The sequence below is a fragment of the Aeromonas sp. s9 genome (genome assembly GCF_040907765.1).
GTDB classification, from domain to species: domain Bacteria; phylum Pseudomonadota; class Gammaproteobacteria; order Enterobacterales; family Aeromonadaceae; genus Aeromonas; species Aeromonas caviae.
This window is the reverse complement of sequence record NZ_JBFOCK010000017.1, coordinates 1-12,905: the sequence shown is the minus strand read 5'-3', so window position 1 is coordinate 12,905 and position 12,905 is coordinate 1. Positions and strand designations below refer to the sequence as shown.

At 59.5% G+C, this 12,905-nt stretch carries 15 protein-coding genes and 1 other RNA gene; 10 read left to right on the top strand and 6 right to left on the bottom strand.

Annotation, left to right across the window (positions count from 1 at the left end):
- Positions 1-48: 48 nt before the first annotated feature.
- Together AB5Y54_RS03375 and AB5Y54_RS03370 are read left to right on the top strand one after the other, a co-directional pair.
- Entirely contained in the window at positions 49-579 is a 531-nt protein-coding gene (locus AB5Y54_RS03375; protein ID WP_010674042.1) for a DUF1523 family protein, read from the top strand.
- Positions 576-872, top strand: a complete 297-nt coding sequence (locus AB5Y54_RS03370) for a helix-turn-helix domain-containing protein (protein ID WP_039039881.1) — start codon at positions 576-578, stop codon at positions 870-872. Before AB5Y54_RS03375 ends, AB5Y54_RS03370 begins: the two co-directional genes overlap by 4 nt.
- 97 nt (positions 873-969) lie before the next feature.
- Here AB5Y54_RS03370 and AB5Y54_RS03365 read toward each other — a convergent pair whose 3' ends face one another.
- Positions 970-1,446 (bottom strand): hypothetical protein, encoded by a 477-nt coding sequence (locus AB5Y54_RS03365; protein WP_167824847.1) that lies wholly within the window; start codon positions 1,444-1,446, stop codon positions 970-972.
- Positions 1,447-1,475: 29 nt separating this feature from the next.
- The gene (gene rihA / locus AB5Y54_RS03360; RefSeq protein WP_201889836.1) at positions 1,476-2,411 is read right to left on the bottom strand and encodes a pyrimidine-specific ribonucleoside hydrolase RihA; all 936 of its coding nucleotides are present in this window, start codon (positions 2,409-2,411) and stop codon (positions 1,476-1,478) included.
- Between the two features lie 161 nt (positions 2,412-2,572).
- Here rihA and AB5Y54_RS03355 point away from each other — a divergent pair, with 161 nt between their 5' ends.
- On the top strand, positions 2,573-3,337 hold the full coding sequence (locus AB5Y54_RS03355; protein ID WP_368153238.1) for an RluA family pseudouridine synthase: 765 nt from the start codon (positions 2,573-2,575) through the stop codon (positions 3,335-3,337).
- Positions 3,338-3,458: 121 nt separating this feature from the next.
- On the opposite strand, the gene udp is transcribed toward AB5Y54_RS03355, so the two are convergent.
- Positions 3,459-4,214, bottom strand: coding sequence for a uridine phosphorylase (udp, locus tag AB5Y54_RS03350; RefSeq protein WP_010674037.1), 756 nt, complete (start codon positions 4,212-4,214; stop codon positions 3,459-3,461).
- Positions 4,215-4,606: 392 nt separating this feature from the next.
- Between udp and yiaY the strand changes: the two genes are divergently transcribed.
- The 3 genes from yiaY (at position 4,607) to AB5Y54_RS03335 (ending at position 6,965) form a co-directional block, all read left to right on the top strand.
- Complete coding sequence (yiaY, locus tag AB5Y54_RS03345) at positions 4,607-5,758, top strand: L-threonine dehydrogenase (RefSeq protein WP_368153237.1); 1,152 nt, start codon at positions 4,607-4,609, stop codon at positions 5,756-5,758.
- 132 nt (positions 5,759-5,890) lie between these two features.
- A complete protein-coding gene (locus tag AB5Y54_RS03340) occupies positions 5,891-6,229 on the top strand; it encodes an outer membrane protein assembly factor BamE (RefSeq protein WP_029314185.1) in 339 nt (112 codons plus the stop codon).
- A 100-nt stretch (positions 6,230-6,329) separates the two neighbouring features.
- On the top strand, positions 6,330-6,965 hold the full coding sequence (locus AB5Y54_RS03335; RefSeq protein WP_202040885.1) for an NAD-dependent epimerase/dehydratase family protein: 636 nt from the start codon (positions 6,330-6,332) through the stop codon (positions 6,963-6,965).
- Between the two features lie 67 nt (positions 6,966-7,032).
- Here AB5Y54_RS03335 and AB5Y54_RS03330 read toward each other — a convergent pair whose 3' ends face one another.
- Positions 7,033-7,389, bottom strand: a complete 357-nt coding sequence (locus AB5Y54_RS03330; protein WP_143237303.1) for an RnfH family protein — start codon at positions 7,387-7,389, stop codon at positions 7,033-7,035.
- Complete coding sequence (locus AB5Y54_RS03325) at positions 7,382-7,816, bottom strand: SRPBCC family protein (protein WP_010673974.1); 435 nt, start codon at positions 7,814-7,816, stop codon at positions 7,382-7,384. Before AB5Y54_RS03325 ends, AB5Y54_RS03330 begins: the two co-directional genes overlap by 8 nt.
- A 248-nt stretch (positions 7,817-8,064) precedes the next feature.
- Here AB5Y54_RS03325 and smpB point away from each other — a divergent pair, with 248 nt between their 5' ends.
- The 4 genes from smpB (at position 8,065) to AB5Y54_RS03305 (ending at position 11,198) form a co-directional block, all read left to right on the top strand.
- On the top strand, positions 8,065-8,553 hold the full coding sequence (smpB, locus tag AB5Y54_RS03320) for an SsrA-binding protein SmpB (protein ID WP_010673973.1): 489 nt from the start codon (positions 8,065-8,067) through the stop codon (positions 8,551-8,553).
- Positions 8,554-8,675: 122 nt separating this feature from the next.
- Positions 8,676-9,035: a transfer-messenger RNA gene (ssrA, locus tag AB5Y54_RS03315) on the top strand.
- Between the two features lie 73 nt (positions 9,036-9,108).
- Positions 9,109-10,845 carry a tyrosine-type recombinase/integrase gene (locus AB5Y54_RS03310; RefSeq protein WP_368153235.1) on the top strand — a complete coding sequence of 579 codons (1,737 nt, stop codon included), beginning with the start codon at positions 9,109-9,111 and terminating at the stop codon, positions 10,843-10,845.
- Complete coding sequence (locus AB5Y54_RS03305) at positions 10,842-11,198, top strand: hypothetical protein (protein WP_368153233.1); 357 nt, start codon at positions 10,842-10,844, stop codon at positions 11,196-11,198. Before AB5Y54_RS03310 ends, AB5Y54_RS03305 begins: the two co-directional genes overlap by 4 nt.
- A gap of 553 nt (positions 11,199-11,751) precedes the next feature.
- Here the strand turns inward: AB5Y54_RS03305 and AB5Y54_RS03300 are convergent.
- A complete protein-coding gene (locus AB5Y54_RS03300) occupies positions 11,752-12,789 on the bottom strand; it encodes an IS630-like element ISAeme16 family transposase (RefSeq protein WP_041206064.1) in 1,038 nt (345 codons plus the stop codon).
- Positions 12,790-12,905: the final 116 nt, after the last annotated feature.

The window sequence follows — 12,905 nt, the reverse complement described above, 5'->3', positions numbered from 1 at the left end:
ATGTGGGTATGGTAGAGGCACGTCACTCCCCCTCATCGAGAGATCATCATGAGCCTGAAGTTCAAGAAACCCGCTTTTATCATGCTCGGCCTCATCGCCCTGCTCTCCGCACTCTGGCTCGATTTCTATCTGCCGGAGCACACCATCGCCACCATCACCGGGGTGGAGGTGAAGCGCACCGACAAGGATGGCCCCATCAGCCAGAAGAACCCGGCTGACGGCCCCACCACCGACGTCTATTACATCTACACCGAGCGCCCCGGCGAGAAGATCCGGGTGTTTCGCAATGAAGACACCGAATGGGGCTGGCCCTTCTACTTCAAGTTCAACGCCGCCGACGTCCAGGCCAAGGCCAAGTCCATGGAGTTCGAAAAACGCCTGGCCATCATCACCTCCTACGGCTGGCGCGTGAACATGTTCTCCATGTTCCCCAACGTCACCAAGATCGCGAGCACCGAGCCGGATGCCTCCACCTGGAGCTTCTTCCGCTGGTTCTGGTTCGGTGTCTGGGCCCTGGTGATGGGCAAGGCGGCCATCGCCACCTGGCGCTACTTCGATCGCCTCGAGGACGAGATATGAGCGAGCCGAGCAAGACCCGCACCAGCTTCTATCGCCGGCTCTACGTGGCTCACCTCATCAGTCAGGGCACGGACACCGTGCCCGCCATCATGGAGGCGACCGGCATGCCGCGCCGCACCGCCCAGGACACCCTCAGCGCCCTGGCTGAGCTCGACATCCAGTGCGCCTTCGAGCAGACCGAGGGGGCTCGCCATCTGCAGGGGCACTACCGCATCAGTGACTGGGGGCCCATCAATCCGGCCTGGATTGCCGCGCAGCTTCCCGTTATCAGGCAGACCCTGGGGTATCCCTGACACCCCGGGCCCTGCTCTGCCTCCCATAGAGAAGGGGCCAGCCTTGCGGCTGTCCCCTTTCTTGTCTGGCCTGATATCCCGTTGCCCTCCCCCGGGCTCACTCCCCTTCGTCGAAAGACGCTTCCGGCAGCGGCTCCGCCGACTCACCCCGGGTACAGTCGATGATGGAGCGCTTGGGATTGTTGGGGTCGCGCAGCAACAGGGGGGCCATCCCCTCGTCATGCAGCCTCTCGTCGGAAAATTCGCTGCCATAGGCGTTGTGGGTCAGCCTGCGAGCATTGGCGATGGGGGTATCCACGAAGAGGGCATGTACCTCGAAGGTGGAGGCCGGCACCAGGAAACCGACGATGGGCAGGCCATGCAACTCCTGATGGACCTTGTACCAGGCAAAGCCCTCGCTCACCTTGTCAGGGGTATACATGGCGAGCTGCGGATTGGCCGGGCGCCCGGTCTCGATGTCGAGATGAAGGGTATCCAGCTCGCAGGTCGCCAGCCCCTGCCACATCTTCTCGAACGGGGTCGCGCAACCCGTCAGTTGCATGCATGTCAGCAGCGCCAACGTCCCTTTCCACATTCCCAACCCCTTATCCGATGTCCAGGATGTCAACCAAATGAGCGCAGTCGCTGCACCAGCAACTCGATGAAACCGACCCTGTCGAGCCCCAGCAGCACCAGGGCATTGGCCGGTTTGCCGGTCAGGTCGTAGCGATCCACCACCGTCCTGCCCAGGGTATGGGTCCCGCCGGTTTCGATATCGACCCGGCACTCCACCCCGTGAAACAGGGAGGGCGCCAGCAGCCAGGCGATGGTACAGGGGTCATGGAGCGGCGCGCCAGCAAATCCCCACTTGGGATCCCGATGATAGATCATGAAAAAGTCGAGCAGCTGTGCCACGCACTGCGCCACCGGGTTGGGAATGGCGCGTACCCGCTCGATATCCTCGTCCATCACCTGGGCCTCGTGGGTCACGTCCAGCCCGCACATGGTGATGGGCAGCCCCGACTTGAAGACCATATCGGCCGCTTCGGGATCCACATAAATATTGAATTCCGCCGCGGGGGTCCAGTTGCCCGCACCGGCGGCGCCCCCCATCAGTACGATGCGGGCGATCTTCTGCTTGAGCTCGGGGTGGGCCGCCAGCAAGAGGGCAATGTTGGTGAGCGGCCCGGTCGGCACCAGGGTGACCGGCTCCGGGCTCTCGCGCAGACATCTTGCCATCAGTTCAAGGGCGCTCATCGCCCAGGGAGCAAAGGCGGGATCCGGCAGCTCTGGGCCGTCCAGCCCCGATTCGCCGTGGACGTTGTCGGCGATGATGAGCTCACGGGCCAGCGGCTTGGCTGCCCCCGCCGCCACCGGGATGTCGTCGCGGCCGAGCAGGGTCAGGATGCGCAGGGCATTGTTGAGGGTCTTGTCCGGGGTCTGGTTGCCCGCGCTGGTGGTGACCGCCAGCACCTTCAGCTCGGGGCTCGCCAGCGCCAGAATAAGGGCGATGGCATCATCGTGGCCGGGATCGCAATCGAGAATAACGGGCAACGCCATGGACAGACTCCTTACAACATGACAGGGAGCCATACCTTAGCAAGAGATGGCCAGATGAACTCAGGAGGGAGTCACAAAACGCCTCAACCAACGAGATCAAGTACTTGGCGACAGGCCTTGGGAGCGGACACCCAGATTCGCCGCGCCGCCATCGTTCGGGTATGATCCCTCCCCCTTCATCGTCCGGTTGCCCCATGTCCGCCATCATCGACACCTTTGTTGCTCCGCCCTGCGCCGCCACCATCGAGATCCTGTTTGAGGATGCGCATCTGCTGCTCATCAACAAGCCGAGCGGCCTGCTGAGCCTCTCGGGCAAGAACCCGCAGAACCTCGATTCGGTCCATTACCGGCTGGTACAGGATTACCCCGGCTGCACCCTGGTGCACCGCCTCGACTTTGGCACCTCGGGCGTCATGGTGGTGGCCAGAAACAAGAGCATCAACGCCCTGCTCTGCCACCAGTTCAGCCAGCGCACCGTGAGCAAGGCTTACGAGGCACTGCTCTGCGGCCATCTGGCGGCGGATGAGGGCGTCATCGACGCATCCATTGCCAAGGATCCGGCGCTGTTCCCGCTGATGAGCATCTGCGCCGCCAGCGGCAAGCCCGCCCGCTCACGCTATCGGGTAATGGAGCGGCTCACCCTGGAGGGGGCAGGCCAGCCGGTGCCATTGACCCGGGTCAGGCTGGTACCGGAAACCGGGCGCACCCACCAGCTGCGCATCCACAGCCAGTGGCTGGGCCATCCCATCCTGGGATGCGATCTCTATGGCGGCCTGCTCCCGCCCGGCTGCGAACGAGCCCCCAGACTGATGCTGCACGCCAGTGAACTCGGTTTTGTGCACCCGGTGAGCGGCGAAGCGGTACAGATCCGCTGTGAGGCACCCTTTGCGCAGGCACTGGCGGCCATGACGGTGCAACAGGAGTAACGAAGAAGGGGGAAAGCAGGGCCAGGAAGGCAAAAGGGGCAAACGGCGGATAAAGATAGGGGCCGCGCTTTCGCAACGGCCCCCATCCCCCACTCGGTACTCTTTGTTACAAAGAGGGCTATCAGATCAGCTTGCGGGCGGCGCCCAGCACGATCTTGATGGCATCAGATTCGGTTTTCGCCATGGTTTCGGCGTTCGGGATTTCCTGCTGGGTACGGTTCACGATGACACCAGCCACCATGCCCGCACGCAGGCCCTGGCTGGTACACATGGTCAGCAGGGTCGCGGACTCCATCTCGTAGTTCAGCACGCCCATGGCTTGCCACTCTTTCATGGAACCCTGGAAACGTTGTACCACGCGGCCGGATACGGTGTCGTAACGCTCCTGACCCGGGTAGAAGGTATCGGAAGAAGCAGTGACGCCCACATGCAGCTTGGAGCCCAGCTCTTTGGCGGTGTTGACCAGCGCAGTGGTGCAGTCGAAGTCGGCCACTGCCGGGAACTCCATCGGCGCGAAGTGCAGGCTGGCACCGTCGAGGCGCACGGAGCCGGTGGTGACGATCACGTCGCCCACGTTCAGGTGCGGCTGGATGGCGCCGGTGGTGCCGATGCGCAGGAAGGTACGAATACCCAGCTGGGCCAGCTCTTCCACCGCGATGGAGGTGGACGGGCCACCAATACCGGTGGAGCAGATGATCACGGCCTTGCCGTCCATCTCGCCGCGCCAGGTGGTGAATTCACGATGGCTGGCCAGGTGCACCGGGTTGTCCAACAGCTCTGCGATGCGCTTCACGCGCTCGGGGTCACCGGGGACGATCGCCAGGGTGGCGCCTTGCAGATCCGCTTTTTTCAAACCCAAGTGAAATACATCAGACATAGTGGACTCCTGGTTGCGCCCCGCCGCATGGCAGCCGAGTGCAGTTAAGGTGATTCTTTACGGTACTTTCAAGCCGGTGTCCCCTCATCCGGGGAGGCGCCAACTATGGTCGAAAGCGCTTTCCAATTCCTTGATGCGCCTCACACTTCTGCGCTTCAAAGCTGACAAAAATGGCGCGAAACGTTTGCTAAGATGATGAATTTCTTGAAAAACGTTTTTACGTTCCTTTTGCACTCCCATCCCTTGTCAAGCCTTGAGCGACCGTCCATTTAAAGAGCGCGATCGAGTCCACAAAGTTGCAAACGAGATACCATTGACCCCTTCTCTTCCCCTCCGACGCTGTTATGTTGGCGCCCGAATACCACTTAATGGCTAATCATACGGAGTCCATCATGGCGACATTCAAGTTCTACATTCCCGCAATCAACCTGATGGGGGCGGGCTGTCTGCAGGAGGCGGCAGCAGATATCCAGGGACATGGCTATCGCAAGGCGCTCATCGTCACCGACAAGATCCTGGGCCAGATTGGCGTGGTGGGCCGGCTCGCCGCCCTCCTGGCCGAGCACGGCATCGATGCCGTGGTGTTCGACGAGACCAGACCCAATCCCACCGTGGCCAACGTCGAGGCGGGTCTTGCGATGATCCGGGCCCACGGCTGTGACTGCGTCATTTCGCTCGGCGGCGGCTCACCCCACGACTGCGCCAAGGGCATCGCCCTGGTAGCCGCCAATGGGGGCAGCATCAAGGATTACGAGGGGGTGGATCGCTCCGCCAAGCCGCAGTTGCCGCTCATCGCCATCAATACCACCGCCGGCACCGCCTCCGAGATGACCCGTTTTTGCATCATTACCGACGAATCCCGTCAGGTGAAAATGGCCATCATCGACAAGCACGTCACGCCGCTGATGTCGGTCAACGACCCGGAACTGATGCTGGCCAAGCCCGCCGGCCTCACCGCCGCCACCGGCATGGATGCCCTGACCCACGCCATCGAGGCCTATGTCTCCACCGCCGCCACCCCGGTCACCGATGCCAGCGCCGTGATGGCCATCGCACTGATTGCCGAACACCTTCGCACCGCCGTGCATCAGGGGGAGGATCTCCATGCCCGTGAGCAGATAGCCTATGCACAGTTCCTGGCCGGCATGGCCTTCAACAACGCAAGCCTGGGCTATGTGCACGCCATGGCTCACCAGCTCGGCGGCTTCTACGACCTGCCCCACGGGGTGTGCAATGCGGTGCTGCTGCCCCATGTCCAGGCCTACAACGCCCGGGTGTGCGCCGGTCGGCTCAAGGATGTGGCCCGTCATATGGGGGTGGATGTGAGCGCCATGAGCGATGGGCAGGGTGCGGCGGCAGCCATTGACGCCATCCGGCAACTGGCTCGCGACGTCAAGATCCCCGCCGGTCTGGAGCAGCTCGGGGTCAGGGCCGACGACCTCGACGTGCTGGCCAACAATGCGCTCAAGGATGCCTGTGGTCTCACCAACCCCAGGCAGGCGACTCACGCGGAGATCGTCGCCATCTTCCGCGCCGCCATGTAAGGGGGCAAGATCTGCCAGGGCCGCCACGCGGCCCTTTTTATTGGCTGATGGATCAATGGCTTTTTACTTCCGCACGGGGAGTGGGTATGATTTGCCGAGCTAAAAAGACTGTATGGATGATCTGAACCCGATATGCGGATGAAACACCTGATTGCCGCGGCCCTGACCGCCCTCACCCTGTCCGGTTGCAGCCTGGTCTATCGCATCGATATTCCCCAGGGCAACTATGTGGAACAAAAGCAGGTCGACAAGCTGCGCCAGGGCATGACCCGCGAACAGGTCGAGTTCGTGCTGGGTTCTCCCATGTTGCGCGACAGCTTTGACCCCAACACCTGGTACTACCTCTATGAGTTCCAGCCCGGTCGGGGCGACAAGGAGCGCAAGGAGCTGACCCTCAACTTCGTGGGTGACAGACTGGCCACCGTGACCGGTGATTTCCCTCTCCCTGCCGCCTTCACCACACCGCTCTAGATGACATTACAAAACCGGCTTCTGCCGGTTTTGTTCTCTCTGGCCCCGGTGATGTCGCCGGGCCACACTCTGGATGCCTCATTGCCCCGAGGAGATCATCATGAGTCGATTCCTGATTGCCGGCGCCACCGGTCTGATTGGCAAAGCCTTGCTGCGCGAGCTGGGGACGGAGCACGACCTCCTCCTGCTCTGCCGCAAACCGGGCGATCCCGCTCCGGGACGCACCTGGCTGCCCACCTCGTTCGACGCGCTGGACAGATTGACGCTGCCCTCCCCTGTAGACATTGCCTTCTGCTGCCTTGGCACCACCCGCAAGGATGCCGGCTCGGCCGAGGCATTTCGCCGGGTCGATCTCGGCTATGTGCTGGCCTTTGCCGCGCTCGCCCGTCGCCACGGCTGCCGCCGCCTGCTGGTGGTCTCCAGTCTGGGCGCCAACCCGGGTTCCCCTGCCCTCTATCCCCGCACCAAGGGCGAGATGGAGCAGGCCCTGCTGGCCCAGGAGTGGCAGCGGCTCGTCATCCTGCGCCCGGCCATGCTGCTCGGCCATCGCGAACCTGCGCGCCGTTCGGAGCAGATCATCCAGGCCATCTATCCGCTGGTAAAGCCCCTGCTGCGCGGTTCGCTGCGCCGCTGGCGTGCCATCGAGGCCAGTCAGGTGGCGCACGCCATGGCGCGCCTTGCCATCCAGGAGAGCGGGATAGAGACAGTGGAAAACGAGCGCCTGCTCACCCTGTGATGCCCTGTGCCGGGCGAGACGATCACAAAGGGGCGCCACGGCGCCCCTTGTCACAGCCCATCACCCGTCAGGTGCCGGCATCGTCTCGCTTGCGGTGCACATCGGGCCGCCCGCCGGTGACCACATCGGCACGCCCCTCTTCCTTGGCTTTTTCCGCACGCTTCTTGCGCATCTCCTTGGGATCGGCGATGAGAGGGCGGTAGATTTCGATGCGATCCCCCTCCTGCACCGACTCTGTGCCCTTCACCGGACGGCTGTAGATACCGAACTTGTTGACCGACAGGTCGATCTCCGGGTGCTTTTGCAGGATGCCGGACTGTTCGATGGCCGCCAGCACGCTGGTCTCGGGCGCGACCCGGATGCACAGCACCGTCTGCCGCTCGGGCAGGGCATAGGCCACTTCGATATTGAGGAGATCAGACACCGTAAACCACCTTGGCACGATTGGAGAAGGCAAGCACCATGGAGCTCACCAGCTCGCGGAAGATCTGGCCAAAGGCCAGCTCAATGAGCTTGGAGGTGAACTCGAAGTCGAGATCGAACTCCACCTTGCAGGCATCCACGTCCAGGGGTGTGAAGGTCCACCATCCCGCCAGCTTGCTGAAAGGCCCCTCCACCAGCTCCATCTTGATGGTGCGATTGGCATCAAGCTGGTTGCGCGTGGTAAAGGTCTTGGCGATACCTGCCTTGGCCACATCGACCGAGGCCATCATGTAGTCTTCACCTGACTCGTGAACACGGCTGCCGACACAGCCAGGCAGGAACTCAGGATAGGCATCAACATCATTGACCAGCCGGAACATCTGTTCCGCGCTGAACATCACCAGGGCACTGCGAGTAATACGGGGCATGGGTTTTCCTCATCCAATCGGCCCGATTTTATCACCTTGTCAGCCAAAATCACCGCCGAAACTGTTCGCGGGTCACCAAGCAGGGCAATCGCACACTTTCCGGCCAGTGTGGTCCGCTCTCGCCCCGCCCTTCCCTCAAAATCGTCATCGAACTGCTCACAAAGCCGCCACTCGGAGCGCTGTGCGTTTTACAGCCGCCGCCACCCACGTATAATGCGCCTTCCTAAACATTGCCTAAGGCCCCCGTCATGAGCAAAAAGAACAGTAAAAACAAAGCCGGGTCCAGCACCATTGCACTCAACAGAACCGCCCGTCACGAGTACTTCATCGAAGAGCGCGTGGAAGCCGGCCTGTCCCTGCAAGGGTGGGAAGTGAAGTCCCTGCGGGCGGGCAAGGCCAACATCAGCGAAGCCTATGTCATCTTCATGCAGGGAGAAGCCTTCCTGTTCGGCTCCAGCTTCCTGCCGCTGAACGCCGCCTCCAGCCACGTGGTATGCGATCCGACCCGCACCCGCAAATTGCTGCTCAGTCGCCGTGAACTCGACAAGCTCGAGAGCCTGACCGCTCGTCAGGGCTACACCATAGTGCCGCTGGCCCTCTACTGGAAAGCGTGCTGGGTCAAGGTCGAGATCGGCCTGGTGAAAGGCAAGAAAGAGCACGACAAGCGGGAAGACACCAAGGCACGGGAATGGGACCGTGAGAAGGCCCGCATCATGAAGAACAAGCACCGCGGTTGATTGTGCGCCGCCGGCCCCCATGCGGCGACCAATAAACCAGCAATCGACCGGCCAAGGCCGGTCGATTGCCATCAACGCCTTGCCATGACAGGATTTTTGCGTACAATCCCTTTTGACAACTTGGGGCTGATTCTGGATTCGACAAGATTCACGAAACCCAAGGTGCATGCCGAGGTGCGGTAGGCCTCGTTAATAAACCGCAAAAAAATAGTCGCAAACGACGAAAACTACGCACTCGCAGCTTAATAACCTGCGCTGAGCCCTTCTCCCCTAGCTTGCCTGTGTCCTAGGGAAATGGAAGGTCATCCTTCACAGGATCGTGTGGAAGTCCTGCTCGGGGCGGAAGCATTAAAACCAATCGAGCTAGTCAATGCGTGGCGTGTCTCTCCGCAGCGTGTTGGCGAATGTAAAGAGTGACTAAGCATGTAGTACCGAGGATGTAGTAATTTTGGACGGGGGTTCAAATCCCCCCAGCTCCACCACCTTCTAAAGCCCTGATTCGTCAGGGCTTTTTCTTTATGGCTGGTCAGGGGGTGACACACTGAGGTGTCACATATGCTCTATCCCGGTCTCATCAAAAACCGCTGTGGTGTCTACTGCTACCGCCTGATCTTCCCCCCATCCCTCCGCCAGTACGGCGCTCCTCGTGAGACTCGCTTCTCACTTGGCACAAAAAATCGCGCTAAAACGGGAGAATTGTGGATCCATGCTTTCCAACTTGGCAGGCTCCTGCTCGACGAATTATTGGCATTAGTTCAGGAAGTCGATCAGGAAGTAGGCATGGCTGAAATCTCAGAAATCATGAAGGCGAAGATCGCCGCGAAAAGAGAACAAATCCGGCTCGGTGAACAATTGGCCGCACTGCAAGACCAGATTAACGAGCAGCGTCTTGAAGCACTGCGCTCTCGTAAGGAGCTGGCGACAGCTCAGGCTGTGACTCAGAAGGCGAAGGAGCTGGCCCGTACAGCGGTTGGGATTGCCCAACGGACACAAGGCCAACTCATTGAATCCCGGAGGACGGCGGACGCTCTCGCCACGTTGCCAACAACGATCAACGCCAAGCCGGTGGTGCCCGTTGGTGGTGTCTTGGTTGCCCCTTCTGTGTGCGGCCAATCGTTGGAATGGCTGGTGGCCCGATTCAACGAGTACAGCGAACACGTAAAGAAGAACGAATCCAGTTCCATGAGCCAACGCAAAAGCAATCTTGCACGTTTTCTCGACATTCTCGGCCCGCTGGACAGCGCGGCGCTTGTTGCTGCCGATATTACCCACTATCGAGAGGTTATCCGCACGATCCCTAAGAATCTCGCGAAACAGCCAATTTGGAAGGAGCGCCCCGAAGATCCCGTGCTGCGGCGTAACTGGTATCTGGGCTTAGGCAAGCAGGGCCTGCCATCCCTGTCCGAGCAGGGACAAATGACCCACTTCCATGACGTTAAGCCCTTTCTTAAATGGCTTAAGGCCGAGCGGCACATTGCCGAGGATTTCAGCGACATGCTGATCCCCATCAAGAACGATGCCGACTATGAAGAAGGCGGACAACCCTTCACTCAGGAACAATTGGGGAAACTCGTGAATGAGCTGTGGCTTGCTAACGCCAAACACCCCTACGAACGACCAAAAGACTGGCATTTCTGGGCTCCCCTACTTGCCCTGACAACGGGGATGCGTGGCGATGAGATAGGACGACTCACCGCAACTCACGTAGTAAACGTAGGCGGAGTCGCCATGCTCAACGTCCCCGGCACTAAAAATCCCAACGCCGACCGACTGATCCCACTCCCGAGTGTGGTCTTGAATGCGGGTTTTATGCAGTTAGTGGAATGGGCGCGGAGGTCTGGTGACGACGCGCGACTGTTTCCGGACTGGGTCCATGGTGGCGGTAAGAGTGCGAAAAAGTACTCAGCCTCATTGGGCAAGTGGTTCAACTACGAACAGGGGGCGGGGCTCCTGGCGAAGCTCGACATTTGGAAAGCCGATCAACAGGTCAGCTTTCACAGCCTGCGGCATACCTTCATCACAGCCGCTCATCATACTGACATCAAGCTTGAGCTAATGCAGATGATCGTCGGCCACGGACCAGACCTGCGCAAGACCTACGGCCTGCCAACTACTAAAGATAAGGGGTCATCCGCCCCCTACATCAAACCGGGTGTCAAATATAGCCCACGGATGCAGGAGGCTTGTGCAAAGCTGCGCAACGTCATAGACAGTGTCGATTTCGGCTGTGACCTGACCGAGGTTAATTGGTTGAACTGGCGAAGAGCCAAGAAAATGGGGAATTTGAAATGAGATCCGACATCAGCTTCGAGGACGTCCTGCTGTCCATACAGGCTAGGGTATTGAGCGTGTCGCTGCCCTGTGGGTGCCGCCTGTCTAACGGTCGCCATATCCATCATTGCGAAGGCGTGTGCGAGTGGTTTCAATGGAGCGAGCGCGAATTATCACAGGCAGGGAAAAGGGCGCTCTGGACGCTACTGATCCAGAGTGGCTTCGATTACATCCAGCACGTTTCACCCGCTGATGTGCTGGATTATCTCGACGATAGCGACAACGGAACGCTCCCGGTGTCTGCTGCCGATTTCAATCTGAGCCTGATGCTGGGGCGTGATGTTCTGGGGGTTACTCGTCAGGTGGTGGCATAGCTGCGAAAGGTTTGATTCTGGGGGCCTGGAACGCCCCCTGTGCGTTTTTGTCGCTATGCCATTGGGTACGGTGCCGGATGCTCGCTGGAGTGCTCTAAAGTGGTTTTTGTAAATCGTCCCGGTACTGTCTCACACGTTTACGATCCCCCTTACACCTGACACACCCCGTACATCTACTTTTACTACCGGGTCATTAACCGTCCGTTACCGGGTCAGCTCTCCTTGCATCTCTTCCCTTCCGAAGTGAGTGGCTGCCCACTTGTCCAACTCTACGAGCATGGCATCAAGGGCTCTGTCTTCAGGTAGCTGGGGCTGGTGGACTGGTTGGCCCTCTATGTCGCCAAAGCTCACAGAATCGCTTTTAACCGCTTTGCTGGTGCTTGTGCCATCTTGGGGTGATTTTGGGTTTGAAATTGATTCTGGCGCGTCCTGTGGGCCTTCATGAGCGTGTCCGGGTGTACCTGTGTGGTCTTCGGCCTCGATTTTCAAAATTGCATTACTGACTTTCTCACTGGGGGATGAGTAGGGAGCTGGTTTTTCTAAATAGCTGATCCTAATTTCGCTCCAGTTGCATAAGCCCATGTCCATTACCGGGGAACGGGGCGGCATGATCCAGGAAGTAGAACACGCGACGTAATAACTCACCCAATGTGCGGCATTGGTGGTTCCGGGTGATCGTTTCATGGAGGGCATGCCACAGCCGCTCAATCTGGTTCACCCATGGCGAATACACCGGCTGAAAAAGCACGATGAACTTCGGATTTTTTGCCAGCCATCGCTGTGCTTTTTTGCTCTTGTGGATGATGTAGTTATCCAGGATCAGCGTGATGCTCTTGGCGCGCCGATAAGTCCGCTTTAGTGTTTGGAGCAGTGACAAGAACAAGTCCGTGTCTTTGCTATCGCTCGCCACATAGGTCACGTTACCTGTTCCGGCATGCAGGGCGCCAGCGAGGTAATGTTTGCGATTCTGGCCCGGAGTTGCCACTTTCTTCTGCTTCCCTCGCATCATCCAGTCCGCCCCCAGCTTGGGATTTAGGTGGATATCCACCTCATCTTCATAGAACACGGGATGGTCCGCACTGCAGCGTCCCAAGGCCTCATTGATAGCGGCCATTTTCCGCTCTTTATGGGGATCGCGGATGTGCAAAGTGGGCGCGGCCCGGCGCCAGACAATCCCTAGCCTGGGCAGCCATCGCCGTATTGTTGAAGCATGCAATGTCAGGCGCCAACTCCGTTTGAGTTCAAGCGCCATCAGTTCGGTACTCCAACGCGAGCGCTGATATCCGAGCTCCTGTGGAGACAACTGGATCAACAGCTGTAATAGACCCGAGATGTGAGCAAATGGCAGCACCGGCTTGCGCCCCCGAGGCTCGCTTTCAAGCCCCTCCAGACCGTACAAGGTGTACCAGTTCACCCAGCGATTGATCGATGACCGGGCGGCGGCTGTGAGCCGAGAAACAGCCGAGACACTGTGCCCGTCAGCAAGGAGCAAGATGGCGTTGAGCCTCCGGCAGAGATCTTTATCTTTGGTCCGGTGCATCTTGTTGATGATCCGGCGTCGCTCATCATGGTCGGGGAGTGTTAGTATCATTTCGGGCTCGGCTCGTTTGTCGTTTGATTGGTTTGGCGATTAATCAGATCGCACAAACGACGCCGAGTTCCCTTCTTTCCCGGATAAGTGATCTACATTTCGGAACGGTTATTTAG

Coding starts and splice junctions, on each gene's coding strand:
- AB5Y54_RS03310 (WP_368153235.1), top strand. CDS start 9,109: ATGCTCTATCCCGGTCTCATCAAAAACCGCTGTGGTGTCTACTGCTAC.
- AB5Y54_RS03300 (WP_041206064.1), bottom strand. CDS start 12,789: ATGATACTAACACTCCCCGACCATGATGAGCGACGCCGGATCATCAAC.
- AB5Y54_RS03370 (WP_039039881.1), top strand. CDS start 576: ATGAGCGAGCCGAGCAAGACCCGCACCAGCTTCTATCGCCGGCTCTAC.
- AB5Y54_RS03340 (WP_029314185.1), top strand. CDS start 5,891: ATGCGGATGAAACACCTGATTGCCGCGGCCCTGACCGCCCTCACCCTG.
- AB5Y54_RS03335 (WP_202040885.1), top strand. CDS start 6,330: ATGAGTCGATTCCTGATTGCCGGCGCCACCGGTCTGATTGGCAAAGCC.
- smpB (WP_010673973.1), top strand. CDS start 8,065: ATGAGCAAAAAGAACAGTAAAAACAAAGCCGGGTCCAGCACCATTGCA.
- yiaY (WP_368153237.1), top strand. CDS start 4,607: ATGGCGACATTCAAGTTCTACATTCCCGCAATCAACCTGATGGGGGCG.
- AB5Y54_RS03325 (WP_010673974.1), bottom strand. CDS start 7,816: ATGCCCCGTATTACTCGCAGTGCCCTGGTGATGTTCAGCGCGGAACAG.
- AB5Y54_RS03355 (WP_368153238.1), top strand. CDS start 2,573: ATGATCCCTCCCCCTTCATCGTCCGGTTGCCCCATGTCCGCCATCATC.
- udp (WP_010674037.1), bottom strand. CDS start 4,214: ATGTCTGATGTATTTCACTTGGGTTTGAAAAAAGCGGATCTGCAAGGC.
- AB5Y54_RS03305 (WP_368153233.1), top strand. CDS start 10,842: ATGAGATCCGACATCAGCTTCGAGGACGTCCTGCTGTCCATACAGGCT.
- AB5Y54_RS03365 (WP_167824847.1), bottom strand. CDS start 1,446: ATGTGGAAAGGGACGTTGGCGCTGCTGACATGCATGCAACTGACGGGT.
- rihA (WP_201889836.1), bottom strand. CDS start 2,411: ATGGCGTTGCCCGTTATTCTCGATTGCGATCCCGGCCACGATGATGCC.
- AB5Y54_RS03375 (WP_010674042.1), top strand. CDS start 49: ATGAGCCTGAAGTTCAAGAAACCCGCTTTTATCATGCTCGGCCTCATC.